The sequence below is a fragment of the Halomonas salinarum genome (assembly GCF_012062845.1).
Taxonomy (GTDB): Bacteria; Pseudomonadota; Gammaproteobacteria; order Pseudomonadales; family Halomonadaceae; genus Onishia; species Onishia salinarum.
In genome coordinates, this window is the sequence record NZ_WWNB01000020.1 from 21,032 (window position 1) to 46,012 (window position 24,981).

Consider the following 24,981-nt stretch of genomic DNA (forward strand, 5'->3'; position numbering starts at 1 on the left):
CCACACTTCCTGTTGCAAAACGCCCATTGCTGACGCCGCGCTCGTCTCCCTCTTGCGGCTGATGACCTTGGCCATTGCCTATTTCATCACCTTGTTTACCCCCCGGCTCACCTTGCGCTTTGGTCACATGTACGCGATTAGCCATTGTCGCGGCGCACACGACTCTCCTATGCTAAAGGATCACTAGCTCGTTTCGAGGAGTCTCTGTATGCAAGACGTGGTTATTGTCGCGGCTCGCCGCACTGCCGTTGGCACCTTCGGCGGCTCGCTCGCCGATATTCCTGCAAGCGATCTGGGCGCTCTAGTTATCAAGGATATCCTCGCCCAGACCGGTGTCGCAGGTGATCAGGTCAACGAAGTACTGCTTGGCCAGGTACTCACAGCGGGCGTTGGCCAGAACCCAGCACGCCAGGCGTCCATCAAGGCCGGCCTCCCCGACGCCGTGCCAGCCATGACCATCAATAAAGTCTGCGGCTCAGGCCTCAAGGCGCTGCATCTGGCGACGCAGGCGATCCGCTGCGGCGACGCCGAACTGATCCTCGCCGGCGGCCAGGAAAACATGTCCGCGTCGCCCCACGTCCTGCCGCACTCTCGTACCGGTCAGCGCATGGGCGACTGGAAGGCCGTTGATACCATGGTCAACGATGGCCTGTGGGATTCCTTCAACGACTATCACATGGGTATCACGGCCGAGAACCTGGCCGAGAAGTATGGGATCACCCGCGAGGAAATGGATGAATTCGCCGCGGCATCCCAGCAAAAGGCCGCGGCCGCCATCGATAGCGGCAAGTTCAAGAGCCAGATCGTGCCGGTCGAGATTCCACAGCGTAAAGGCGACCCCGTGGTATTTGACACCGACGAAGGCCCGCGCGCCGGTGTGACCGCTGAGAAACTGGGTGGCATGCGTCCCGCCTTCAAGAAAGATGGCACCGTCACCGCCGGCAACGCCTCCTCGATCAACGACGGCGCCGCGGTTGTCATGCTGTGTTCCGCCGACAAGGCCAAGGAGTTGGGGCTGGAGCCACTGGCCCGTATCAAGGCCTATTCCAATGCTGGCGTCGAGCCATCCATCATGGGCATTGGTCCGGCGCCGGCGACGCGTCGCTGCCTCGACAAGGCCGGCTGGGCGATCGGCGAGCTTGACCTGATCGAGGCCAATGAGGCCTTTGCCGCTCAGGCGCTGTCGGTCAACAAGGAGCTTGGCTGGGACGCAGAGAAGATCAACGTCAACGGTGGTGCGATCGCCATCGGCCACCCGATCGGCGCCTCAGGCTGCCGGATACTGGTGACGCTGGTTCATGAGATGATCGCCCGCGACGCCAAGAAAGGCCTGGCGACGCTGTGCATCGGCGGCGGGCAAGGGGTGGCGCTAGCCATCGAGAGGTAAGCCCGCACTACCACAAGAGCGATCCCGGTTCCCCGGGGGCAGGGCGGAGCGGAGGTCCGATGCCATGGATGGCATCGGTAGCGCCCAAGGAAGGGTTCACAGCGCCTCCGCGATGGTCCGGCACTCCGGGACCTGTCGTCGGAAAAGCCGCGCCACCGCCATGCACGAGCCAAAAAACGCCCCCGCAGCCTGGCTGCGGGGGCGTTATCGTTGCGGCGTCGCTCAGGTTCAGTCGACGACGACCTCGGCGGCCTCGAAGGCTGCCTTTTCTTCCGGCGTGATCTCCTTGATGGTGAGCTTCACGCGGTTGCGGTTGTCGATATCCAGCACCTTGACGATCACGTCGTCACCCTCGTTGAGGTACTCGCGCACGTCGTTTACGCGCTCGGGTACGATCTGAGAGATGTGCACCAGGCCGTCGGTACCCGGCATGATGTTGACGAAGGCCCCGAAGTCGGCGATGCGCACCACCTTGCCCATGTAGAGCTTGCCGATCTCGGCTTCGGCAGTGATCGCAAGTACCGTGTCGATGGCTGCCTTGGCGGCCGTCTTGTCTTCGGCATAGATGCGCACGGTGCCGTCGTCATCAAGGTCGACAGAGGCGCCGGTGTCGTCGCAGATCTTGCGAATGGTCGCGCCGCCCTTGCCGATCACGTCGCGAATCTTGTCCGGATTGATCTTGATGGTGGCCATTGACGGGGCGTTGTCGGACACCTCGCTGCGGCTCTGGCCGATCACCTGGTTCATCTGCTCGAGGATGGTCAGGCGTGCCTCATGGGCCTGCTGCAGCGCCTGTTCCATGATCTCCTCGTTGATGCCCTCGATCTTGATGTCCATCTGCAGAGCGGTCACGCCGGAGGCCGAACCGGCCACCTTGAAGTCCATGTCGCCGAGGTGATCCTCGTCACCGAGAATGTCGGTCAGCACGGCAAAGCCGTCATCGTCCTTGACCAGGCCCATGGCAATGCCGGCTACCGGTGCCTTGATGGGCACACCGGCGTCCATCAGGGCGAGCGAGGTACCGCATACCGAGGCCATGGAGCTGGAGCCGTTGGACTCGGTGATCTCGGAGACCACGCGGATGGTATAGGGGAAATCCTCATCGGACGGCAGCATGGCCTGGACGCCACGACGCGCCAGGCGGCCGTGGCCGATCTCGCGACGCTTGGGACCGCCCATGAAGCCCGCTTCACCCACGCAATATGGGGGGAAGTTGTAGTGCATCAGGAAACGGTCCTTGCGCTCGCCTTCCAGCGACTCGATCAGCTGGGAATCACGCAGGGTACCGAGAGTGGCCACGACCATGGCCTGGGTCTCACCACGGGTGAACACCGCCGAACCATGGGTCTTGGGCAGCATGCCGACTTCGATGTCGAGCGGGCGCACGGTCTTGAGATCGCGGCCGTCGATGCGCGGCTCGCCCTTGACGACACGCGAGCGCACGACTCGCTTCTCGAGCGCGGCGAAGGCCTTGGCCACTTCTTCGGCATCAAAGGCACCCGACTCTTCACCGGCCAGCGCCTCGATGGCCGAGTCCTTGGCGGCGCTCAGGGCATCCTGACGCGCCATCTTGTCGGTGATGCGGTACGCCTCGCCGACCTTGGCCTCGAAGTCCTTGGCAAGGGCCTCCTTGAGCGCAACGTTCTCTTCCGCCGGCTGCCAGTCCCACTTCGGCTTGCCCGCTTCGGCCACCAGTTCGTTGATGGCAGTGATCGCGACCTGCATTTCCTGGTGGGCGAACAACACCGCGCCCAGCATTTCGTCTTCCAGCAGCTCCTTGGCCTCGGACTCGACCATCAGCACGGCTTTCTCGGTGCCGGCGACGACCATGTTGAGTTCCGAGTGAGTCAGCTCCTCGACGGTCGGGTTGAGGAAGTACCCTTTATCATCATCGAAGCCGACACGCGCGGCACCGATCGGACCGCTGAACGGCAGACCAGAGATGGCCAGCGCCGCGGAGGTACCGATCATGGCAGCGATATCCGGATCCTGATTGCGATCAGCGGACATCACGTTGCAGATGACCTGGACTTCGTTCATGAAGCCCTTGGGGAAGAGCGGACGGATCGGACGATCGATCAGCCGCGAGGTGAGGGTTTCCTTCTCGGTAGGACGCCCTTCACGCTTGAAGAAGCCGCCGGGGATCTTGCCCACGGCATAGGTCTTTTCTTGGTAGTGCACGGACAGCGGGAAGAAGTCCTGGCCCGGCTTTAAGGTCTTCTTGCCCACCACGGTGCACAGCACCACGGTATCGCCCATGGTGACCTGGACGGCACCGGTGGCCTGACGAGCGATGCGGCCCGTCTCGAGAGTCACGGTACTGCGACCGTACTGGAATGTTTTCTTGACCGGATTCACGGCGGCTTCCTTCAACTTGTCGAATTCATGTGGGTCTTTTGTCACGACGCCCATTTTAGGAGGTCGTCGGTGCAAGGGCTACCACGTTCCCATAAAAGAACAAGCAACCCCTGGGGGTTGCTTGTCCGAAGGACCCAACGACGCTTGCCGTGGGTCCGGAAAGGATTCGTGAACCCTTCCCTGTCTGGCGACCGGTGCCGCTTAGCGACGCAGGCCCAAGCGCTGGATCAGCGACTGGTAGCGCGAGAAATCCTTGCGCTTGAGATAGTCGAGCAGCTTGCGGCGCTGGTTGACCATGCGGATCAGGCCACGACGCGAGTGGTGATCCTGCTTGTTGGTCTTGAAGTGATCCTGCAGGCCGTCGATGTTGGCGCTCAGCAGTGCCACCTGAACTTCGGGGGAACCGGTGTCGTTTTCGACACGGCCGAACTCATGAACGATCTCGGCCTTCTTTTCAGCGGTCAGTGCCATCTGTTTCTCCAGTAAGCAATATGCTTGGTGATGAATGTCGGAGACCACGCATATTTGCAGTCTCCACGCCGGCGCCACGCGGCAGGTACCACGTGGTGCAGGTCGGGTTACGCTTCGCCGCCCGTTTGGGCAGCAGCGGTATTCAACAAGCGGCGAGGGATGATTTCCCCTTCCGCCTTGATCGTGACCAGGCCCAGAAAGGCCTCACCACGATAGAGTCTGACAGTGTCGTCAATGCCGAGCTCGCCGGTATCGACGCGCGCCGGCTGGCCGTGCTGGATACGAGAGGCCACCATCTCGTCGACCTCGAGGGCCGGGAGATGCGCCACCAGCACATCGACCGGCATCAGCATCGCTTGCCGGGCGTCCTGATCAGGCAACGCCTCCAGAGCGTCCAGCGTATGCATGCCGTCACCGTCGAAGGGACCCGTCTTGAGTCGACGCAAGGCCGTGATATGGCCGCCGCAACCGAGCGCCTGGCCAATATCTTCGGCAAGCGTACGGATGTAGGTGCCTTTGCTGCAGCGCACTCGCAGCGCAAATCCCTCGGCATCCGCCTCAAGCAGCCGGCTATCATAAACGCTCACGCGCCGGACTGCACGCTCGATTGTCTTGCCTTCCCGAGCCAGCTCATAGAGCTTGCGCCCTTCGTGCTTGAGCGCGGAATACATCGGCGGCACCTGGTCGATCTCGCCACGAAAACGCGACAACACGCGCTCGATATCGGCCTCATCCAAGGCCGGTACCGGAGCGCGCTCAACGACCTCGCCCTCGGCATCGCCGGTGTCGGTGACTTCGCCAAGCTTCACTCGCGTCTCGTAGACCTTGTCAGCCTCGAGCAGAAAGGAGCTGAACTTGGTGGCCTCACCGAAACAGATCGGCAACAGCCCGGTGGCCATCGGGTCTAGTGTACCGGTGTGACCGGCCTTCTGAGCCTGATAGAGCCGCCGTACGCGCTGCAGGATGTTGTTGCTCGACGCGCCCTTGGGCTTGTCGAACAACAGCACGCCATCGATCGGCAGGCCGCGACGCTTTCGCGCCATCAGCGGCCGTCCTCGTCACTGCTACGGTCGCTACCCTTGTCAGCAACATCAGCGCTGTCGGCGACATCGCTGTCATCGTCCGGCGCTGCTTGATGCTGGGCACGATCGCTGGCAACCGCCTCTTCGATCAACGACGCCATCTGTTGCCCGCGCACCACACTCTCATCGTAATGAAAGCGCAGTTCCGGCACATGACGAAGCTTGATGCGACGGGCGATCTGGCTGCGCAGGAAACCGGCGGCACGCTTGAGCACCTTGAGGTTGTCCTTGACCCGCTCGGCATCGTTCTCGCCGAGCAGGGTGACATAGATGTCGGCATAGCCGAGGTCACGGCTGACCGTGACCCCGCTGACGGTGACCATACCCAGGCGCGGGTCTTTGACCTCGCGCTGGATGAGTACCGCCAGCTCCTGCTGAAGCTGGTCGGCTACCCGGTCGGTACGCTTGAACTCGCGCATGACCAGCTCTCCTCGGTCGGTTACAGGGTGCGTTCGACCTTGACCTGATCGAAGACTTCGATCTTGTCACCAGGCTGGACGTCGTTGTAGTTCTTGACGCCGATACCGCACTCAATGCCGTTGCGCACTTCGTTGACGTCATCCTTGTAGCGGCGCAGCGATTCGAGCTCGCCCTCGTAGATGACGACGTTTTCGCGCAGCACACGGATCTTCTTGTTGCGGTGAACGGAGCCCTCGACGACCATGCAGCCGGCCACAGCGCCAATCTTCGGCGCACGGAAGACATCACGAACCTCGGCCACACCGACGATCTCTTCTTTCCAGTCCGGTGCCAGCATGCCACTCATGGCCTGCTTGACCTCGTCGATCAGCTGGTAGATCACGCTGTAGTAGCGCAGATCCAGGCCTTCACGCTCGATGATCTCGCGGGCAGCGGCGTCGGCGCGGACGTTGAAGCCGACCACGATGGCCTCACTGGCAAGCGCCAGGTTGGCATCGGTACCGGTGATGCCGCCGACACCCGAGGACACCACGGCGACCTCGACTTCGCCGGTAGACAACTCCTCGAGGGCGCTCTTGATCGCTTCCAGCGAGCCTTGGACGTCGGCCTTGAGGACAATATTGACCTTGGCGACCTCTTCCTTGCCCATCTGGCTGAACATGTTCTCGAGCTTGGCTTTCTGCTGACGCGCCAGGCGCACCTCGCGGTACTTGCCTTGACGGAAGTTGGCGATCTCGCGGGCCTTCTTCTCGTCTTCAAGCACCATGAAGTCGTCACCGGCATCCGGCGTGCCGTCGAGACCCTGGATCTCCACCGGCATGGACGGGCCGACTTCGTCGACCTGCTTGCCAAGCTCGTTGGTCAGGGCCCGCACACGGCCGTAGTGCAGGCCAGCGAGGACGATGTCGCCCTTCTTGAGGGTGCCGTTCTGAACCAGCACGGTCGCGACCGGGCCACGGCCCTTGTCGAGACGCGACTCGACGACCACGCCCTTGCCGGGTGCTTCCGGCACGGCCTTGAGCTCGAGCACTTCGGACACCAGCTGGATGGATTCCAGCAGATCTTCGATGCCTTCGCCGGACTTCGCTGAGACGTGGACAAACTGGGTATCGCCGCCCCACTCCTCGGAAATGACGCCATGCTGGGACAGCTCGTTCTTGACCCGGTCCGGGTCGGCGCCCTGCTTATCGATCTTGTTGACCGCCACGACCATCGGCACGCCAGCAGCCTTCGAGTGCTCGACGGCCTCGATGGTCTGAGGCATCACGCCGTCGTCAGCTGCGACCACCAGGATGACCACGTCGGTGGCCTTGGCACCGCGAGCACGCATGGCGGTAAACGCCGCGTGGCCCGGGGTATCGAGGAAGGTCACGCCGCCGTGATCGTCCTCGACGTGGTAGGCGCCGATGTGCTGGGTGATGCCGCCGGCTTCGCCGGTTGCCACCTTGGCACGACGCACATAGTCGAGCAGCGAGGTCTTGCCGTGGTCGACGTGACCCATGACGGTGACGACCGGCGAGCGAGTGATCTCTTCGCCCTCGTAGGAGATGTTCTCGAGCACTTCGGTCTCGAGCGCATCATCCTTGACCAGCTTGGGCTTGTGGCCCATTTCCTCGACCACGATCACGGCAGTTTCCTGATCGATGGTCTGGTTGATGGTCACGGCAGCGCCCATGTTGAACATGGCCTTGATGACTTCGTTGGCCTTGATCGACATCTTGTCGGCAAGTTCAGCGACGCTGATCGATTCGGGAATCGACACTTCGCGTACGATCGGCTGCGTCGGCTTCTGGAAACCGTGCTTGCCACCGCCTTCGCGGCCGCCACGACGGCTGCCACGACGCTCGGCACGCTTGTTGGCCTTCTTGCCCCCACGACGACGCTCTTCGCGATCATCGTCATCACGCTCGTTGCGCCCCTTCTTGGCCTTGGTACCGGCCTTCTTGGGTGCCCGGCGCGTATCGCCACGCGGCTCCTTGGGCGGCGCATTGACCTCGGTCGTGGCCGGCTCGCTCGTCTCGAGTTCCGGGACCGGGATCTCAGGCTCACCAGGGGCAGCCTTGGCCGCTTCCTGTGCCTTGGCGGTTTCCTCAGCCTTGGCAGCTTCTGCTGCCTTGGCGGCTTCTGCTGCTTTAGCGGCTTCTGCTGCCTTGGCGGCTTCGGCATTAGCCTTGGCTTCTTCCGCCTCGCGAGCCGCCAGCTCGGCCTGGGAATCAGCCATGTCACCCACCAGCTGACGCGGACCCGCGTCTTCTGTCTTGGGCTTCTCGGCCGGCTCTTCCTCGCGCTTGACGTAGGTACGCTTCTTGCGCACCGAGACCTCGATGGACTTGCCACGATCACCAGAACGAATCCGGCTCTTGGTCTTGCGCGTCAGGGTAACGCGATTCTTCGCCCCGGCGTCGCTATCGCCGCCGTGGCTCTTGGTCAGATAGTCGAGCAGGCACTTCTTGTCCGCTTCGGACACCGCATCGGTCTCCGCCTTGTGCGGCAGGCCGGCATCTTTCATCTGTTCTAGCAGGCGGGGCACATCGCGCCCCACTTTTACGGCAAAATCTTTTACGGTCATGTCTGACATTAACGACCCTCCTGAGCCCGTGACCTGTTTACTGTTCGCTCTCGAACCAAGGCGCACGGGCAGTCATGATCAGTGCCGCAGCGCGCTCCTCGTCCATGCCCTCGATGTCATTCAGATCATCGACGGACTGCTCGGCAAGGTCCTCCATGGTGACAATGCCCCGGCTGGCCAGAATAAAGGCCAGGTGACGTTCCATCCCTTCCATCTCGAGCAGATCCTCGGCGGGCTGGGCGCCGTCGAGCTCCTCTTCGGAAGCGATTGCCAGGTTCAACAGCTCATCTTTTGCGCGTGCACGCAGCTCTTCGACGAGAGCCTCGTCGAATTCCTCGATCTCGAGCATTTCCTCAAGAGGCACGTAGGCGACTTCTTCCAGGGAAGTGAAGCCTTCTTCGACCATGACACGTGCCAACTCTTCGTCGATCTCCAGGTGGTTGATGAAGAACTCCACCTGGCTATCGATTTCCTGCTCGCGCTTACCTTCAGCCTCACCCTCGGTCATCACGTTGAGTTTCCAGCCGGTCAGCTCTGAGGCGAGCCGAACGTTCTGGCCACTGCGACCGATGGCCTGGGCAAGGTTATCTTCGCCGACGGCAACATCCATGGCATGGCTGTCTTCATCGACGAGAATCGAGGCGACATCCGCCGGCGCCATGGCGTTGATCACCAACTGGGCGGGGTTGTCGTCCCAAAGAATAATATCCACACGCTCGTTCTGCAGCTCGGTGGAGACTGCCTGCACGCGCGATCCACGCATGCCGACGCAGGCGCCGACCGGGTCAATGCGACGGTCATTGGTCTTGACCGCGATCTTGGCCCGCGAGCCCGGATCCCGTGCAGCGCCCTTGATCTCGATGAGCTGCTCGGCAATTTCCGGCACCTCGATCTTGAACAGCTCGATGATGAGCTCAGGGCAGGTCCGCGACAGAATCAGCTGGGCGCCACGCGCCTCGGCGTCGACCTTGACCAGCAGCGCCCGGACCCGCTCGTTCATGCGGTAGCGTTCGCCCGGGATCATCTCGTTACGCGGCAGGAACGCCTCGGCGTTCTCACCCAGATCGATGATCAGGCCTTCACGTGTCGTCTTCTTGACAATGCCGGCCACCAATTCGCCTTCACGATCGGTGTACTGACGCACTACCTCGGCGCGCTCGGCCTCACGGACCTTCTGTACGATCACCTGCTTTGCCGTCTGCGCCGCGATGCGACCGAACACCGCATTCTCGATGCGCTCTTCGACCACATCACCTTCGGTCAGCGGCGGATCGCGACGCTCGGCGTAGGACTGCTTGATCTCGGCGTCCGGGTTCTCGAACTCGTCGTCATTGATCACTACCCAGCGACGGAAGGTCTCGTAGTCACCGGTGGTGCGATTGATCGCCACCCGCACGCTGACTTCCTGGCCATCGAATCGCTTGCGCGATGCGCTTGCCAGAGCCGCTTCAACGGCTTCGAAAATGACGTCACGGGGCACGCCCTTCTCATTCGAGATCGCGTCAACGACCATCAAAATCTCTTTGCTCATGCCTTTGCCTCGCCAGAAAACCTGTCCTTATGCATCGACCTCAATCCTCGAACTGGGGCACGACACGCGCCTGATCGATGCTGTCGATGGGAAAGCAGTACTCCTCGCCCTCAACCTGCAACAGCACTTCGTCTTCCTCGATCCCTGCCAGCAGTCCCTGGAACTTGCGCCGACCATCGAAGGGCGTGCGCAGCTTGATCGCCACGACATGTCCCTTGAAGCGCTCGAAATGATCGAGGATGAACAACGGCCGATCCAACCCCGGCGACGACACCTCGAGTCGGTATTCGCCAGCGATCGGGTCTTCGACGTCCATGACCGCACTGATCTGACGACTGATATCGGCACAATCGTCGACCGTCACGCCATTGGGACCATCGATATAAATTACCAGACGGGAGTGTTTGCCCTGGGAAAGGTTGTTGATTCCCCAAAGCTCGAAGCCCATGGCGGAGGCCACCGGTTCGATTAACGCGTATAGCGCAGCGTCCTTGATTGCCACAGACGAAGACTCCTACAGCCGTTGCGTCAGGCACCTGGCCGGGAGTTAAAGAGAAAGCGAGGTGGCTGATTGGCGTGTCGCCAGCAGAAAGCTGCCAACAGGGGAACGGCTAACAGATGAGCTACTAACAAAAAGCCCCTTCACTGGAAGGGGCCTTTCACAAGAATCCTTATATCCCATTTGGCGTCTCTAGACGGCCTAAATGGTAGCGGGGACCGGATTTGAACCGATGACCTTCGGGTTATGAGCCCGACGAGCTACCAGACTGCTCCACCCCGCATCACAGGTCGGCGATATTACTTGCCACTTTGGCTCACGTCAAGAAGTCTTGTCTTACCGTGAAAGTGGCCATCGCCTGCATGCCAATCTTGCTACTGAAGGCCTCGGCATAAGAGGCGTTTCAGATGGTGCCGAAGGCGGGACTTGAACCCGCACGACCGTAAGGCCACTACCCCCTCAAGATAGCGTGTCTACCAATTCCACCACTTCGGCATCAGGGGAGCACTAAATGGGGACGGCTTAGCTGCCGTTCTCCTCTAGCACTGGCGCAGTATTATCCATATTGGATGAGGAGTCGTCAAGGGTCGGCACGTTATTTTGCTGCTCTACGACCTTGGCGTCGGGAATGCCGGCCTCGGGGGCCTGACCCGCCTCGGAGGCGAAATAGGCAAGCGTCAGCGAGGTCGCGAAGAATCCCACGGCCAGCAGCCCCGTAAACTTGGACAGGAAGCTGCCGCTGCCGCGAGACCCGAACACGGTCTGCGAGGCACCGCCACCGAAAGAGGCGCCGGCATCGGCGCCCTTGCCCTGCTGCAGCAGGACGAGAACGACCAAGGCGATGGCAATCGCCACGTGGATCATGAGAAATGCAACTTGCATGGGTTCAACCTGCTGACTGGCAAATGGCTAGAAAATCGTCGGCCTGGAGGGAGGCTCCTCCTACCAGGCCGCCGTCGATGTCCGGCTGCGCGAGCAGCTCGGCGGCGTTGGCAGCTTTCATGCTGCCGCCGTACAACAGACGCAGGCTTTCGGCCAGCGTCGAATCATAGGTCACAATATGCGCACGAAGTGCCGCATGCACCTGCTGGGCCTGCTCGGGCGTCGCGGTTCGCCCGGTACCGATCGCCCATACCGGTTCATAGGCAACGACCAGTCGTGAACGGTCGTCCGCCGCGAGTGCGTCAAAGACCGCCGCCAGCTGCCCAAGCACGACCTCTTCGGTGCGACCGGCGTCTCGCTCAGCAAGCGTCTCACCGACACACAGCACCGGCGTGAGCCCGGCTGAGAGGGCCGCCTGAACCCTCGAGAGCACCTCGGCATCGTCCTCTCCAAACAGCTCGCGCCGCTCAGAGTGACCCACCAGTACGTAGTGCGCACCGCAGTCGCTGAGCATGCTGCCGCTGACCTCGCCCGTGAAGGCTCCGCTCTGCTGGTGATAAAGCGTCTGGCCACCCAGCGCGACAGGCAGACCGGCAAATGCCTGATGCGCGGCCTGCAAATAGGGCGCTGGCAGCATCAGCGCCACATCGACCTGCGCCGGAAGGCCGCGCTCAGCAACCGCCTGAGCAAAGGCATCGACCAGCGACAGGGAGCCATTCATCTTCCAGTTACCGGCAATCAGCGGCGTACGCATAGACGATCCTCTTTCAAGGTGGTGCGAAATGGTATAGGAGCGCTCATAGCATGACAACCAGCACACCACAAGGCATGCCGTCGACTGCATGAAAGTTGGCTAGTCAAACAATGACTCAACCTCGACGGCCAGGCGCCGGGCCAGGCCTTCCACGTCCAGGTGAGGCCGTCCCTCGACCATCACCCGAATCAGCGGCTCGGTACCTGAGGGACGCAACAGCACACGCCCCTCATCGCCGAGCTCGGCCTCGACGCTGGCAACGGCCTGCCTGAGCGATTCGCTGGCCATCAGCGCACCACGGTCAGCGTCGGCGGGAAGGCGCACGTTGACCAGCGCCTGCGGGGCCTTCTCGAAACCGCCCAGCAGCTTGGCAAGCGTTTGCCCTTCACGAATCATGATGGCCAGCACCTGCAGGGCAGAGACGATACCATCGCCAGTGGTCTGAATATGCCCACAGACGATATGGCCTGAGGCCTCACCCCCAAGCTGCCAGCCGTTGGCCACCAGACGCTCGATCACATAGCGATCGCCAACCTTGGCGCGCTCAAAGGGAATCTCCAGCACCTCGAGAGCCGCGGCGAGACCAAAGTTCGACATCAGGGTGCCGACCACCCCGCCACCCAGCTCACCGCGGGCATGGCGGTCACGGGCAATCAGGTAAAGAATGTCATCGCCGTCGAGTTCGCGGCCGTCGGCATCGACCAGCAGCACACGGTCGCCGTCACCATCGAAGGCGATGCCCAGATCGGCGCCCTGAGAAATCACGGCTGCCCGCAGGCTTGCCGGGTGGGTCGAGCCGACCTCGTGATTGATGTTGAGGCCGTCGGGGCTACCCCCCACCACACTGACCTCGGCACCGAGTTCGCGAAAGACGCTGGGCGCGATGTGATAGGTCGCGCCATGGGCGCAGTCGAGAACGATCTTCAGGCCATGCAGGCTGACCCTGTCAGGCACCGTCGACTTGCAGAATTCGATATAGCGGCCCGGGGCGTCATCGATCCGCACTGCCTTGCCGAGCCGATGCGGCGCTACCGTGGTCAGCGGCGCCTCGAGCATCTCTTCGATACGCTCCTCGATCTCGTCGGGAAGCTTGGCGCCTTCGGCGGAGAAGAACTTGATGCCGTTATCTTCGAAATGGTTGTGCGAGGCTGAAATGACGATACCGGCATGCGCCCGGAAGGTGCGGGTCAGATAGGCGATGGCCGGCGTGGGCATCGGACCCAACAGCGAAACATCGACGCCGGCTGCCGAAAGCCCGGACTCAAGCGCCGATTCAAACATGTAACCGGATATCCGGGTGTCCTTGCCGATCAGCACCTTGGTGCGACCTTCCCGACCCAGCACGCGCCCCATGGCCCATCCCAGCTTGAGCATGAAATCAGGGGTGATCGGGTAATTCCCGACGGTCCCGCGAATGCCGTCGGTACCAAAATAACGTCTGCTCATGAGGTAAAGCCCTCCTCCATTACGGCCCAGGTCATGTTCACGGCGTCCACACTAGGCCCCACATCGTGAACGCGCAGAATCCGTGCGCCTCGTTCCACGGCCAAGGTCGCCAACGCCAGGCTGCCCGGCAGTCGCTCTTCCACCGGACGCTCAAGCACTTTACCAATCATGCTCTTGCGCGACATGCCGGCGAGAATCGGCAACCCCAGCTTCTTAAGATCCGCCATGCGATTGAACAACCGCAGGTTATGTTCGACGCTCTTGCCAAAACCAAACCCCGGATCAAGGATCAGTCTTTCGCGACGCAGCCCTGCTGCTTCACAGGCACGAATACGCTCCTCGAGAAAGGCCGCCACGGCCTCTTCCACCGGCTGCTCATAACCCGGCGAGTGCTGCATATCGTCCGGCTCACCCACCATGTGCATCACGCACACCGGCAGACCACTGCGCGCCGCGGCACTCAAGGCGCCCTCGCGGCGCAGGCCTCGCACGTCATTGAGCATCCCCGCGCCCAACGCCGTCGTCTCGCGCATCACTTCGGGAGCGCTGGTATCGACCGACACCAGGGCATCGAGTTCACGCACCAGCCGCTCGACGACCGGCGAGACCCGGTCGAGCTCCTGCTGGAGCGGTACCTCGACGGCCCCCGGACGGGTCGACTCTCCTCCCACGTCGATGATCGCCGCGCCCTCGGCCAGCATCCGCTCGGCATGGCGCAGCGCATCATCGATGGACACGTGCTGCCCACCGTCGGAGAAAGAATCCGGGGTCACATTGAGGATCCCCATCACGCGGGGATAGGAAATATCCAGACGATGCCGGCCGCATTGCAGCGCACTGGCGCTTTGTCCGTCACTCATGGCTTGATTGGTCCTGCTGACTGGCGATTGGCCCCGCGCGGGGGATGCTGGTGGGCATGATACCCAATAAACGCAAGAGGCGCCCACTAGGGGCGCCTCGTTTACTTGCTGGGAAACCCTGCCTCAATGGCCTGCCGGGCCACCCAGGGGGTCGGAGGGACGACGATTTGGCTCATCATCGTCCTCATCCGCGTCGGACGAGGTGTCCTGGTCTTGACCCTTGTCGGACGCATCCGCGCTGGCCGCACCGCCGGCCGACGACCCGCTGCCGCCTTCATCATCCCAATCCTTGGGCGGCCGCGGCGGACGTCCGTCCATGATGTCGGCGAGCTGATCGGCATCGATGGTCTCGAACTGCATCAGTGCCTCGGCCATGGCATCGAGCTTGTCGCGGTTGTCTTCGAGGATCTGCTTGGCCTCCGCGTAGCACCCATCGATGATGCGACGCACCTCATGATCAAGCTTGGTCGTGGTGTCGCCGGACTTGAACTTGCCGCCGCCCTGGCCACCGCCGCCGAGGAACTGATGTGACTCATCCTCGTCGTACATGATCGGCCCCATCTCCTCGGACAGGCCCCACTTGGCCACCATGTTGTGGGCAAGCTCGGTGGCGCGCTTGATGTCGTTGGAGGCACCGGTGGTGACACCATTCGGGCCAAGCGTCATTTCCTCGGCCAACCGGCCGCCGAACAGTGAGCAGATCTGACTGATGATCTGCTGGCGCGACAGGCTGTAGCGATCTTCCTCGGGGAGGAACATGGTCACGCCAAGCGCTCGTCCACGGGGAATGATAGTGACCTTGTAGACCGGATCATGCTCCGGCATCACCAGACCGATAATGGCGTGACCGGACTCGTGGTAAGCCGTATTGAGCTTTTCCTTGTCGGTCATGACCATCGACTTGCGCTCGGAGCCCATCATGATCTTGTCCTTGGCAAGATCGAGCTCTTCCATGCCCACCAGGCGCCGGTTGCGACGCGCCGCGAACAGGGCCGCCTCATTGACCAGGTTGGCAAGATCGGCACCGGAGAAGCCCGGCGTGCCGCGTGCGATCAGCGATGGCTTGACGTCATCGGCCAGCGGCACCTTGCGCAGGTGCACACCCAGGATGTGCTCGCGACCGCGGATATCCGGCAGACCCACCGTGACCTGACGGTCGAAGCGGCCCGGACGCAGCAGCGCCGGGTCGAGGACATCGGGGCGGTTGGTCGCGGCGATGACGATGACGCCTTCGTTGGCCTCGAAGCCGTCCATTTCGACCAGCAGCTGGTTCAGCGTCTGCTCACGCTCGTCGTTGCCACCGCCCATGCCGGCGCCACGCGAGCGGCCCACGGCATCGATTTCATCGATGAAGATGATGCAAGGCGCCTGCTTCTTGGCCTGCTCGAACATGTCACGCACACGCGATGCGCCGACACCCACGAACATCTCGACGAAGTCGGAGCCGGAAATCGAGAAGAAGGGCACCTTGGCCTCGCCGGCGATGGACTTGGCGAGCAGTGTCTTACCGGTACCCGGCGGCCCCACCATCAGCACACCACGGGGAATGGTGCCGCCGAGACGCTGAAACTTGGAGGGGTCACGCAGGAAATCCACCAGCTCTTCGACCTCTTCCTTGGCCTCATCGCAGCCGGCGACATCGGCAAAGGTGGTCTTGATCTGGTCATTGGACAGCAGCTTGGCCTTGGACTTGCCAAAGCTCATCGGACCGCCCTTGCCACCGGCACCCCCCTGCATCTGACGCATGAAGAAGATGAAGATGGCCAGGATGATCAGGATCGGGAAGCTGGCGATCAGCAGCCGCGTCCACAGGCTCTGCTCTTCTGGCTTCTTGCCCACCACCGTCACGTCGTTGGCTAGCAGATCATCCATCAACTTGGGATCTTCTGCCGACGGCCGAATGGTCTGGAAATCCGATCCGTCAGTGCGCTCACCCGAGATGGTATAGCCATCGATGGTGACCGATCGGACCTGCTGGTTCTGCACCTGCTGGACGAACTGAGAGTAGTTCATCGTCTGCGGTGAGTTCTCGACACTGAAGTTGTTGAACACCGTCAGCAGCACTGCCGCGATGACCAACCACAGGATCAGATTCTTCGCCATATCATTCAAGGGAATACCCTCATTGCTGAAATCAAACTGCAAGCGTGGTTATGCATTCGACACTACAGGAGCTCGCCGCGTTCAACCACCCGGCGCCACTGTGGCTAAGCATCGCACACTCGTCAGTACGTGTCCGTACATGAGAGCCATAGCCAGTCGCTATGGCAGAGCGGCGACTATCGTTCCCGCCACTCATCGACATACTCTCCAGGAGACCTGCGCGAAAAGGCCTGCTGCAAAGGGTCAGCCGCGGAACCCATCTGCCAGCAGATAGACCTCGCGTGAACGTGCGCGCGACGCCTCTGGCTTGCGCGTCATGACCTTGTTGAAGCTACTGCGCAGATCCTTGAGGTAGGCATCAAAGCCTTCACCCTGAAACACCTTGGCCACGAAGCGGCCGCCGGGCGAAAGCGTCTGGCGGGCCAGGTCCAGAGCCAATTCGACCAGATACATTGCCTGAGGCTGATCGATTGCAGCCATACCACTCATATTGGGGGCCATGTCCGACATCACAAGGTCCACGCGCCGTTCTCCGAGCGCTTCCAGAATCGCCTCGAGCACGGAATCCTCGGTGAAGTCACCCTGATGAAAGGTCACATCGGCCAAGGCATCCATCTCGAGAATATCGGAGGCGATCACCAGGCCCCGCTCGCCAACCTTCTCGGCCGCCACCTGGCTCCAGCCACCCGGTGCCGCGCCCAGGTCAATAACTGTCATGCCTGGCTTGAACAGCTTGTCCTTGGCATCCAGCTCGAGCAGCTTGTAGCTCGCCCGGCTGCGATAGCCGTCTTGCCAGGAACGCTGCACGTACTGGTCGTCGAAGTGTTCCTTTAGCCAGTTACCACTGGTCTTGCTGGCCTGGCCACCGCGTGACCCGGCACTCTTGGAGCTGGTGGAGCGTGCCACGTCATCACCTGAAATGCTTGGGGAATCGAATAAACAGAAGGGGCCGGTCGCATGGCTTTCGCGCAGACGATAATCCACGTACCATGACGTGTTCAGTATAACCTGCCAGCACAACCGGAACGTTCAAGATATCATGAGCTTGTCACAGGCACAAAAGAAAGCAATGCGCAGCATCGGCCACCACCTCAACCCGGTCGTTACCGTCTCCGAGAACGGCATCTCCGAGGGCGTGCTGGCGGAACTCGACCGCGCCCTGGGCGACCATGAACTGATCAAGGTCAAGCTGGCTATCCCTGAGCGCGATGACCGCGCCGCCGTCATTGAGGCACTGGTCAAGGACTCGCGCGCCGAGAATGTGCAGAGCATCGGCAAGATGGTGCTGCTCTACCGCGCCAACCCCAAGGCCAACCCGAAGCTCTCCAACATCAAGCGCTTCGAGGAACACCACGGCCGCCGCTAGATCAGCATCCCGCGAGCGCTCGCCGCCTCATGAAAAAGCCCGCGACAGTGTCGCGGGCTTTTTTGTGGCTATCGCGTCAAGGCTCCGTTGACCCCCTTGCGCCTGGCGGCACCACAGAGCCACTCTCGAATCTGCTCTGCGGCACCGCTACGGGCATCTCGCGATCAGAGGTGCTCGACGCTGGCAATCTCGTATTCGACATCGCCACCCGGGGTCTTGACCACCACCACGTCGCCTTCATCCTTGCCGATCAGGGCGCGGGCGATGGGGGATGTCACCGAAATTCGGCCCGACTTGATATCGGCTTCGTCCTCACCAACGATCCGGTAGCGCACATCCTCATCGTTATCCAGGTTGATCAGATCGACGGTCACGCCAAAGATCACCTTACCGGTCTTGGGCAGTTTAGTGACATCGATCACCTGGGAGACCGAAAGCTTACCCTCGATCTCCTGAATGCGTCCTTCGATAAAGCCTTGCTGCTCACGAGCGGCATGGTATTCGGCGTTCTCCTTGAGATCGCCATGTTCACGGGCCTCGGCAATGGCGGCGATCACCTCTGGGCGCTCCACGCTCTTGAGCTGCTCGAGCTCTTTACGCAGGCTTTTCTCGCCGTCCACGGTCATCGGGACCTTGTTCATTGTGTCGCTCCTGCATGCAGTTCCTGAAGCCGCCGAACCGTGATCTGGTTGCCATACTCGAGCGCCAGACAAACAGCCTGCGCCCCCGCCAGTGTTGTGGCGTAGGGGACCTTGCGGGCAAGAGCGGTGCGGCGGATAACCGAGGAGTCGGTGATGGCTTGACGCCCCTCGGTGGTGTTGACGATGTAGGCCACCTCGTCGTTCTTGAGCATATCGACGATATGCGGCCTGCCTTCATTGACCTTGTTGACGGACTCAACGGCGATGCCAGCGGCCTTGAGGGCGCGCGCTGTGCCGCGGGTAGCGCAAAGGGTAAAGCCTAATCCTATCAAAGATTTGGCCACCTCGATAACGCCCTCCTTGTCCGGCTCACGCACCGACAGGAACGCCTTGCGGTCGCCAGTCAGGCGCGGAATCGCCTCGCCGGCACCCAGCTGCGCCTTGTAGAAAGCCTCGGCAAAGGTCTCGCCGGAGCCCATCACCTCACCGGTGGACTTCATCTCCGGTGCCAGAATCGGGTCAACGCCCGGGAACTTGTTGAACGGGAAGACCGCCTCCTTGACGCTGTAGAAGTGCGGCACGATCTCGCGGGTAAAGCCCTGGGAAGCGAGCGTCTGGCCGGCCATGCAGCGCGCCGCCACCTGTGCAAGCGAGGTGCCGATGCACTTGGAAACGAAGGGCACGGTGCGCGACGCCCGCGGATTGACCTCGATGACGTAGATCTCGCCGTCCTGCCAGGCCAGCTGCACGTTCATCAGGCCGACCACGTTGAGCTCGACCGCCATGCGCTTGATCTGCTCGCGCATCTCATCCTGGACGTCGGCCGGCAGCGAATACGGGGGCAGCGCACAGGCGGAGTCACCGGAGTGCACGCCAGCCTGTTCGATATGCTGCATGATGCCGCCAACCACCACCTGCTCACCGTCGCTGACCGCATCCACGTCGACCTCGATGGCCGCCTTGAGGAAGTGATCCAGCAGCACCGGTGAATCGTTGGAGACCTTGACCGCATGGGTCATGTAGCGCTCGAGCTCGGTGGCCGAGTAGACGATTTCCATGGCCCGGCCGCCCAGCACATAGGAGGGGCGCACCACCAGCGGATAGCCGATGGCCTCGGCCTTGGCAAAGGCATCCTCGAAGCTTCTGGCGGTCGCATTGGGCGGCTGCTTGAGGCCCAGCTTGTCGATCATCTGCTGGAAGCGCTCACGGTCCTCGGCGCGATCGATGGCGTCGGGGGTGGTGCCGATGATCGGCACACCGGCAGCCTCCAGCGCACGCGCCAGCTTGAGTGGCGTCTGGCCACCGAACTGCACGATCACCCCTTCGGGGCGTTCCTTATCGGCGATTTCCAGCACGTCCTCGAGGGTCACCGGCTCGAAGTAGAGGCGATCGGAGATGTCGTAATCGGTGGACACGGTCTCGGGGTTACAGTTGACCATGATGGTCTCGTAACCATCCTCGCGCATGGCGAGCGCCGCGTGCACGCAGCAGTAGTCGAACTCGATGCCCTGACCAATGCGGTTGGGCCCGCCACCCAGCACCATGATCTTCTTCTTGTCGGTGACCTCGGCCTCGCACTCCTCCTCGTAGCTGGAATACATGTAGGCGGTATCGGAGGCAAACTCGGCGGCGCAGGTATCGACGCGCTTGTAGACCGGGCGCACACCGTGGCTCTGACGCGCCTTGCGGAACTCGCTCTCGGACACACCGAGCAGACTCGCCAGACGCACATCACTGAAGCCCTTGCGCTTGAGCTTGAAGATCTCGCGACCGTCCAGATCGGACAGCGAGCGACGCTCCAGATCCTGCTCGAGGCGAATCAGCTCCTCGAGCTGCACCAGATACCAGCGGTCGATGTTGGTGAGCGCGAAGATCTCCTCGACACTCAAGCCAGCACGCATGCCGTCGGCAATGTAGAAGATCCGTTCGGCACCGGCGGCCTGCAACTCACCCTTGAGGTGCGCCATGGTCTCGGGCGAATAGTCGTCGACTACCGGGTCGAGACCGTCCTTGCCGGTCTCCATGCCGCGCAGCGCCTTCTGCAGGGATTCCTGGAAGGTCCGGCCGATCGCCATCACCTCGCCCACCGACTTCATCTGTGTGGTCAGACGATCGTTAGCCTGGGGGAACTTCTCGAAGGTGAAGCGCGGAATCTTGGTGACAACGTAGTCGATTGCCGGCTCGAAGGAGGCCGGGGTACGACCACCGGTGATGTCGTTATTGAGCTCATCGAGGGTGTAGCCGACGGCCAGCTTGGCGGCGATCTTGGCGATCGGGAAGCCAGTGGCCTTGGAGGCCAGCGCCGAGGAGCGCGACACCCGCGGGTTCATCTCGATGACCACCATGCGCCCGGTCGTCGGGTCCATGCCGAACTGAACGTTGGACCCACCGGTCTCGACGCCGATCTCGCGCAGCACCGCAAGCGATGCGTCGCGCATGATCTGGTATTCCTTGTCGGTCAGCGTCTGAGCCGGGGCCACGGTGATCGAGTCACCGGTGTGCACGCCCATCGGGTCGAAGTTCTCGATCGCGCAGACGATGATGCAGTTGTCGTGCTTGTCGCGCACGACCTCCATCTCGTATTCCTTCCACCCCAGCAGCGACTCGTCGATCAAGAGCTCATGGTTGTTGGAGAGCTCGAAACCGCGGATGCAGATCTCTTCGAACTCTTCCTTGTTGTAGGCCACGCCGCCGCCGGAGCCGCCCATGGTGTAGGAGGGGCGGATGATCACCGGGAAGCCCAGCTCGCCCTGAATCTCCCAGGCCTCGTCCATGGAGTGCGCCACCTTGGCCTTGGGGCACTCCAGGCCGATGCGTTTCATCGCCTGGTCGAAGAGGTCGCGGTCCTCGGCCTTGTTGATGGCATCGGCGTTGGCGCCGATCATCTCCACGCTGTGCTTCGCGAGCACGCCGTGCTTCTCGAGCTCCAGGGCGCAGTTCAGGGCAGTCTGGCCACCCATGGTCGGCAGCACGGCATCGGGCTGCTCGGCTTCGATGATCTTCTCCACCGCCTCCCAGGTAATCGGCTCGATGTAGGTGGCATCGGCCATGACCGGGTCGGTCATGATGGTCGCCGGATTGGAGTTGACCAGAATGACTCGGTAGCCTTCCTCGCGCAGGGCCTTGCAGGCCTGGGCGCCGGAATAGTCGAATTCGCAGGCCTGGCCGATAACGATCGGGCCAGCGCCAATGATCAGGATGCTCTGGATATCGGTACGCTTGGGCATGACGTTTCCCGCAGAAAAAAAGGTGACAGACGACGGCGCGATCGAACAGGGGCGCCTAGCGGCGCGCCTGCATCAGGGCAACGAACTTGTCGAATAGCGGCGCGACATCGCGCGGGCCGGGGCTCGCCTCGGGGTGACCCTGGAAACTGAAGGCCGGCCGGTCGGTGCGCTCGATACCCTGCAACGAGCCATCGAACAGCGAACGATGGGTCGCACGCAGGGTATCCGGCAGGCTTGCCTCGTCGGCGGCGAAGCCGTGGTTCTGGCTGGTGATCATCACCTGGCCGGAATCCAGATCCTGCACCGGGTGGTTGGCGCCGTGGTGACCAAACTTCATCTTGGCGGTCTTGGCCCCACTGGCCAGCGCCAGCAACTGATGCCCCAGGCAGATGCCGAACACCGGCAGCTCGGTGTCGAGGATCTCGCGAATGGCAGTGATCGCGTAGTCACAGGGCTCGGGGTCACCCGGGCCATTGGCCAGGAAGACACCGTCCGGGTTCAGTGCCAGCACCTCGGCTGCCGGGGTCTGGGCCGGCACCACCGTCAGGCGACAGCCTCGAGACGCCAGCATCCGCAGGATGTTGCGCTTGACGCCAAAATCGTAGGCGACCACATGGAAGGGACGCTCGCTTGCCGTGGTATCGGCATAGCCTTTACCCAGCGCCCACTCGCCTTCGCTCCACTCATAGGCACTCTGGCAGGACACCACCTTGGCCAGATCCATGCCCTTGAGACCTGGAAAGGCCTTTGCCGCGGTCAGGGCCCGCTCGACGGCCTCATCGCCCTCGGCATCGGCCCCGGCGAGAATAGCGCCATTCTGGGCCCCCTTATCGCGCAGGATCCGGGTCAACCGCCGGGTGTCGATGTCGGCGATGCCGAGCACATTCTGGCTCTTCAGGTAGTCATCGAGGCGCTGCTCGCTACGAAAGCTGCTGGCCAGCAGCGGCAGATCGCGGATCACCAGGCCGGCAGCGGCGATGGCGCCGGATTCGACGTCCTCTGCATTGACGCCGGTATTGCCGATATGGGGATAAGTGAGGGTGACGATCTGTCGAGTGTAGGAGGGGTCGGTGAGAATTTCTTGATAGCCGGTCATGGCGGTATTGAACACCACTTCACCGCTGGTTTGCCCATCGGCGCCGATCGCGGTGCCATGGAACACGCTGCCATCTTCCAAGGCCAATATCGCGGGTTTGTTCAACGCAACTTCCTCCCAAGCTCAGGAGGCCGCCAGGGGCAACGGCCTCATCGTCCGACAACTGGTGTTTTTGGCAACGGGCGCTTCCTGCGGCTCGTAAAAAAGCGGGACGAAACCCGGAGAACCGGTTTCATCCCGCTTGCTGTCATTCGCTCGTAATGCTTGCTGGCGCGATTCGCTACAAGCGAGGTGCGATTCGTTACAAGCGAGGTAACATCGCCCGGCCAAAAAATTTGATCAATGTTACCGGAATTGGCGCTCGCCAGCTAGCCCTTTAGTCCAATGGACCCGATGCGCCGGCCGGGGTTGCATCACTTCAGCTCGAGCACGTCCTGCATGTCATAGCGCCCTGCCGCCCGACCATGGACCCAGCGCGCGGCCCGCACCGCGCCCTTGGCAAAGGTCATGCGGCTACTCGCCTTGTGGGTAATCTCGATGCGCTCGCCCTCGGTGGCAAACATCACCGTATGCTCGCCCACGATGTCACCGGCGCGCACGGTGGCAAAGCCGATCTCCTTGTCGGTGCGCGGCCCGCACTGACCGACCCGCTCGAAGACACCGTACTCCTTGAGGGGGCGTTCCAGCACATCGGCCATCACCTCCCCCATCTTCAGCGCCGTGCCGGAGGGGGCATCGACCTTGTGGCGGTGATGAGACTCGATCACCTCGATATCATAGCCCTCGTCGCCGAGCGCCTTGGCGGCGGTCTCCAAGAGCTTGAGGGTCAGATTGACGCCGACACTCATATTGGGCGCGAAGACCATCGGCACCTGGTCGCGGTAGCCGTCGAGCTCGGCCAGCTCATCATCGGAAAGCCCAGTGGTGCCGATCACGATCGCCGCGCCGTGCCGGGCGCACAGCGCCAGGTTATTGAGCGTCACCCGCGGTGCCGTGAAGTCGATCAGCACATCGACATCCTCGATCACGGCGGCCAGGTCATCGCTTGCAACGACACCCAGCTTGCCAAGGCCAGCAAGCTCGCCCAGGTCAGCACCGGCAAGCGAGCTACCCGACTCGACGATCCCCGCGGCCAAGGTGGCCTCCGGGTCCTGAGTGACGGCGTTGACCAGGGTGCGGCCCATGCGGCCGGCAGCACCGACGATGGCGATACGGGGAGCGTGAGAGGACATGCGATCTCCAAGTGGTTGGCAAATTCTGTGTGACAGATAGCGAGAAAAGTCGCGGCAGTATAGCAACTGGCGATACGGCACGTCTGTCGTGGGTGCGGCGGCAGACGCCTGGGCTCAGCGGGCTCTCCCCGCCTGCCGGCGGCGAGCGTCATCGCGCCACAGCAAAGCCATTGCCAAAAGCACCAGCACACTGCCAGGCAGCCATCCCCAGCCGATCCGAGCAGGCTGCTGCACGAACAGCAGCAGCATCGACACGAAGGGCACCAGGTAGCCATAGGCAGTCACCGCTCCAGGCGTCAGCACCTCCGTCGCCCGCTGCTGCAACCAGAAGGTCAGCGCACTGGAGAAGAGCCCCAGGTAAAGCACTACCAAGCCGTCTTGAAGACGCATCTGGGCGAGCGCCGCGGCGGGCTCGAGGACAAGCCCCAGAAGACCGATCAATAGCCCGCCCAGCAACAGACTCCAGAAGGTACGTACCGCCGCCGATGTCGACAGCAGCCCTCGGGCGAGCCCCCATTTAGAAAGCACCGGATAAAGCGCACTTGCCAGGCAACCAAGAAGAAATACCGCCTCGCCTGCCCCGAAACCAAGGCCAGCGCTTCCTACTGCGTTAGCGCTAACGCGGCCACTGGCCTCGACGATCGCCAGCATAATGGCGCCCAAGGCGCCCATCGAGAGAATCAGTGGCAGTCGCCAGCTACGGCGTTCAAGCCCGGCGAAGAGGCCCAGCAGGAAGGCCAGCAGCGGCACACTGACGAACAGCGTGGCCATGGCGAGCGCCGTTGTATGGCTCGCCGCCCAGAACATGGACGCGAAGAAGCTGGCAAGGCACAGCCCCATCGCGGCATACAAAAGCCAAGCGCCTCTCTCTGGCCAGCGGTCGGGGGCACGCCGCGCCAGCGCCCAGAGCGCAATGGACGCGATCGAAAAGCGCAGTGCGGTCAGCAACATCGGCGGCAAGGCGTCATCGACAAGCCCAACGGCCGGGAAGGATAGCCCTACCAGCAGCGCCCAAAGCAGCAGGCCAAGGTGGGCCTTGAGTATTACCACGCGGTGC

General features: G+C 62.2%; 19 protein-coding genes, 2 tRNA genes and 1 pseudogene. 2 read left to right on the forward strand and 20 right to left on the reverse strand.

All coding sequences use genetic code 11. The features are described 5' to 3' along the window. Positions 1–208: 208 nt before the first annotated feature. Positions 209–1,387 (forward strand): acetyl-CoA C-acetyltransferase, encoded by a 1,179-nt coding sequence (locus tag HF027_RS13005; protein ID WP_168016358.1) that lies wholly within the window; start codon positions 209–211, stop codon positions 1,385–1,387. A gap of 228 nt (positions 1,388–1,615) precedes the next feature. On the opposite strand, the gene pnp is transcribed toward HF027_RS13005, so the two are convergent. The 15 genes and pseudogenes from pnp to rlmE form a co-directional block, all read right to left on the reverse strand. Further along, the gene (gene pnp, locus HF027_RS13010) at positions 1,616–3,745 is read right to left on the reverse strand and encodes a polyribonucleotide nucleotidyltransferase (protein WP_209316449.1); all 2,130 of its coding nucleotides are present in this window, start codon (positions 3,743–3,745) and stop codon (positions 1,616–1,618) included. A 201-nt stretch (positions 3,746–3,946) separates the two neighbouring features. Further along, positions 3,947–4,216: a 30S ribosomal protein S15 gene (rpsO, locus tag HF027_RS13015; RefSeq protein ID WP_168016362.1), complete on the reverse strand. Its 270-nt coding sequence runs from the start codon at positions 4,214–4,216 to the stop codon at positions 3,947–3,949. Between the two features lie 107 nt (positions 4,217–4,323). Beyond that, complete coding sequence (truB, locus tag HF027_RS13020; RefSeq protein ID WP_168016364.1) at positions 4,324–5,259, reverse strand: tRNA pseudouridine(55) synthase TruB; 936 nt, start codon at positions 5,257–5,259, stop codon at positions 4,324–4,326. Further along, positions 5,259–5,717, reverse strand: a complete 459-nt coding sequence (gene rbfA / locus HF027_RS13025) for a 30S ribosome-binding factor RbfA (RefSeq protein WP_168016366.1) — start codon at positions 5,715–5,717, stop codon at positions 5,259–5,261. The genes truB and rbfA overlap by 1 nt, the downstream gene beginning before the upstream one ends. A gap of 20 nt (positions 5,718–5,737) precedes the next feature. Further along, on the reverse strand, positions 5,738–8,296 hold the full coding sequence (gene infB / locus HF027_RS13030; protein ID WP_168016368.1) for a translation initiation factor IF-2: 2,559 nt from the start codon (positions 8,294–8,296) through the stop codon (positions 5,738–5,740). 28 nt (positions 8,297–8,324) lie between these two features. Then, positions 8,325–9,818 (reverse strand): transcription termination factor NusA, encoded by a 1,494-nt coding sequence (gene nusA, locus HF027_RS13035; RefSeq protein WP_168016370.1) that lies wholly within the window; start codon positions 9,816–9,818, stop codon positions 8,325–8,327. Between the two features lie 40 nt (positions 9,819–9,858). Next, positions 9,859–10,320 (reverse strand): ribosome maturation factor RimP, encoded by a 462-nt coding sequence (gene rimP / locus HF027_RS13040; RefSeq protein ID WP_168016372.1) that lies wholly within the window; start codon positions 10,318–10,320, stop codon positions 9,859–9,861. Positions 10,321–10,523: 203 nt separating this feature from the next. After that, positions 10,524–10,600 (reverse strand) — tRNA-Met (locus tag HF027_RS13045). A gap of 125 nt (positions 10,601–10,725) precedes the next feature. Continuing rightward, positions 10,726–10,812, reverse strand: a tRNA-Leu gene (locus HF027_RS13050). A gap of 27 nt (positions 10,813–10,839) precedes the next feature. Then, positions 10,840–11,199 (reverse strand): preprotein translocase subunit SecG, encoded by a 360-nt coding sequence (gene secG / locus HF027_RS13055; protein WP_136254885.1) that lies wholly within the window; start codon positions 11,197–11,199, stop codon positions 10,840–10,842. A 4-nt stretch (positions 11,200–11,203) separates the two neighbouring features. Further along, positions 11,204–11,953: a triose-phosphate isomerase gene (gene tpiA / locus HF027_RS13060; protein WP_168016374.1), complete on the reverse strand. Its 750-nt coding sequence runs from the start codon at positions 11,951–11,953 to the stop codon at positions 11,204–11,206. A gap of 99 nt (positions 11,954–12,052) precedes the next feature. After that, on the reverse strand, positions 12,053–13,399 hold the full coding sequence (gene glmM, locus HF027_RS13065) for a phosphoglucosamine mutase (protein WP_168016376.1): 1,347 nt from the start codon (positions 13,397–13,399) through the stop codon (positions 12,053–12,055). Further along, complete coding sequence (folP, locus tag HF027_RS13070; RefSeq protein ID WP_168016378.1) at positions 13,396–14,259, reverse strand: dihydropteroate synthase; 864 nt, start codon at positions 14,257–14,259, stop codon at positions 13,396–13,398. The genes glmM and folP overlap by 4 nt, the downstream gene beginning before the upstream one ends. A 282-nt stretch (positions 14,260–14,541) precedes the next feature. Further along, a pseudogene (ftsH, locus tag HF027_RS13075) lies at positions 14,542–16,371 on the reverse strand (ATP-dependent zinc metalloprotease FtsH); the annotation flags it as partial. Positions 16,372–16,605: 234 nt separating this feature from the next. Beyond that, positions 16,606–17,268, reverse strand: a complete 663-nt coding sequence (gene rlmE / locus HF027_RS13080; RefSeq protein WP_168016382.1) for a 23S rRNA (uridine(2552)-2'-O)-methyltransferase RlmE — start codon at positions 17,266–17,268, stop codon at positions 16,606–16,608. Positions 17,269–17,401: 133 nt separating this feature from the next. Here rlmE and yhbY point away from each other — a divergent pair, with 133 nt between their 5' ends. Next, the gene (gene yhbY / locus HF027_RS13085) at positions 17,402–17,728 is read left to right on the forward strand and encodes a ribosome assembly RNA-binding protein YhbY (protein ID WP_168016384.1); all 327 of its coding nucleotides are present in this window, start codon (positions 17,402–17,404) and stop codon (positions 17,726–17,728) included. Positions 17,729–17,892: 164 nt separating this feature from the next. Here yhbY and greA read toward each other — a convergent pair whose 3' ends face one another. From greA to HF027_RS13110, 5 genes are all read right to left on the reverse strand, one after another. After that, entirely contained in the window at positions 17,893–18,369 is a 477-nt protein-coding gene (gene greA / locus HF027_RS13090; protein ID WP_168016386.1) for a transcription elongation factor GreA, read from the reverse strand. Beyond that, positions 18,366–21,596 (reverse strand): carbamoyl-phosphate synthase large subunit, encoded by a 3,231-nt coding sequence (gene carB / locus HF027_RS13095; protein WP_168016388.1) that lies wholly within the window; start codon positions 21,594–21,596, stop codon positions 18,366–18,368. Before carB ends, greA begins: the two co-directional genes overlap by 4 nt. Positions 21,597–21,651: 55 nt before the next feature. After that, positions 21,652–22,797: a glutamine-hydrolyzing carbamoyl-phosphate synthase small subunit gene (carA, locus tag HF027_RS13100; protein WP_168016390.1), complete on the reverse strand. Its 1,146-nt coding sequence runs from the start codon at positions 22,795–22,797 to the stop codon at positions 21,652–21,654. Positions 22,798–23,105: 308 nt separating this feature from the next. Further along, positions 23,106–23,924, reverse strand: coding sequence for a 4-hydroxy-tetrahydrodipicolinate reductase (gene dapB / locus HF027_RS13105; RefSeq protein ID WP_168016392.1), 819 nt, complete (start codon positions 23,922–23,924; stop codon positions 23,106–23,108). A 114-nt stretch (positions 23,925–24,038) separates the two neighbouring features. Beyond that, complete coding sequence (locus HF027_RS13110) at positions 24,039–24,974, reverse strand: DMT family transporter (RefSeq protein WP_245184797.1); 936 nt, start codon at positions 24,972–24,974, stop codon at positions 24,039–24,041. Positions 24,975–24,981: the final 7 nt, after the last annotated feature.

Bases quoted from the DNA above. Each gene is read 5' to 3' on its own strand.
- HF027_RS13005 (WP_168016358.1), top strand. From the start codon at position 209: ATGCAAGACGTGGTTATTGTCGCGGCTCGCCGCACTGCCGTTGGCACC.
- rpsO (WP_168016362.1), bottom strand. From the start codon at position 4,216: ATGGCACTGACCGCTGAAAAGAAGGCCGAGATCGTTCATGAGTTCGGC.
- truB (WP_168016364.1), bottom strand. From the start codon at position 5,259: ATGGCGCGAAAGCGTCGCGGCCTGCCGATCGATGGCGTGCTGTTGTTC.
- rbfA (WP_168016366.1), bottom strand. From the start codon at position 5,717: ATGCGCGAGTTCAAGCGTACCGACCGGGTAGCCGACCAGCTTCAGCAG.
- infB (WP_168016368.1), bottom strand. From the start codon at position 8,296: ATGTCAGACATGACCGTAAAAGATTTTGCCGTAAAAGTGGGGCGCGAT.
- nusA (WP_168016370.1), bottom strand. From the start codon at position 9,818: ATGAGCAAAGAGATTTTGATGGTCGTTGACGCGATCTCGAATGAGAAG.
- secG (WP_136254885.1), bottom strand. From the start codon at position 11,199: ATGCAAGTTGCATTTCTCATGATCCACGTGGCGATTGCCATCGCCTTG.
- tpiA (WP_168016374.1), bottom strand. From the start codon at position 11,953: ATGCGTACGCCGCTGATTGCCGGTAACTGGAAGATGAATGGCTCCCTG.
- glmM (WP_168016376.1), bottom strand. From the start codon at position 13,399: ATGAGCAGACGTTATTTTGGTACCGACGGCATTCGCGGGACCGTCGGG.
- folP (WP_168016378.1), bottom strand. From the start codon at position 14,259: ATGAGTGACGGACAAAGCGCCAGTGCGCTGCAATGCGGCCGGCATCGT.
- yhbY (WP_168016384.1), top strand. From the start codon at position 17,402: ATGAGCTTGTCACAGGCACAAAAGAAAGCAATGCGCAGCATCGGCCAC.
- greA (WP_168016386.1), bottom strand. From the start codon at position 18,369: ATGAACAAGGTCCCGATGACCGTGGACGGCGAGAAAAGCCTGCGTAAA.
- carB (WP_168016388.1), bottom strand. From the start codon at position 21,596: ATGCCCAAGCGTACCGATATCCAGAGCATCCTGATCATTGGCGCTGGC.
- dapB (WP_168016392.1), bottom strand. From the start codon at position 23,924: ATGTCCTCTCACGCTCCCCGTATCGCCATCGTCGGTGCTGCCGGCCGC.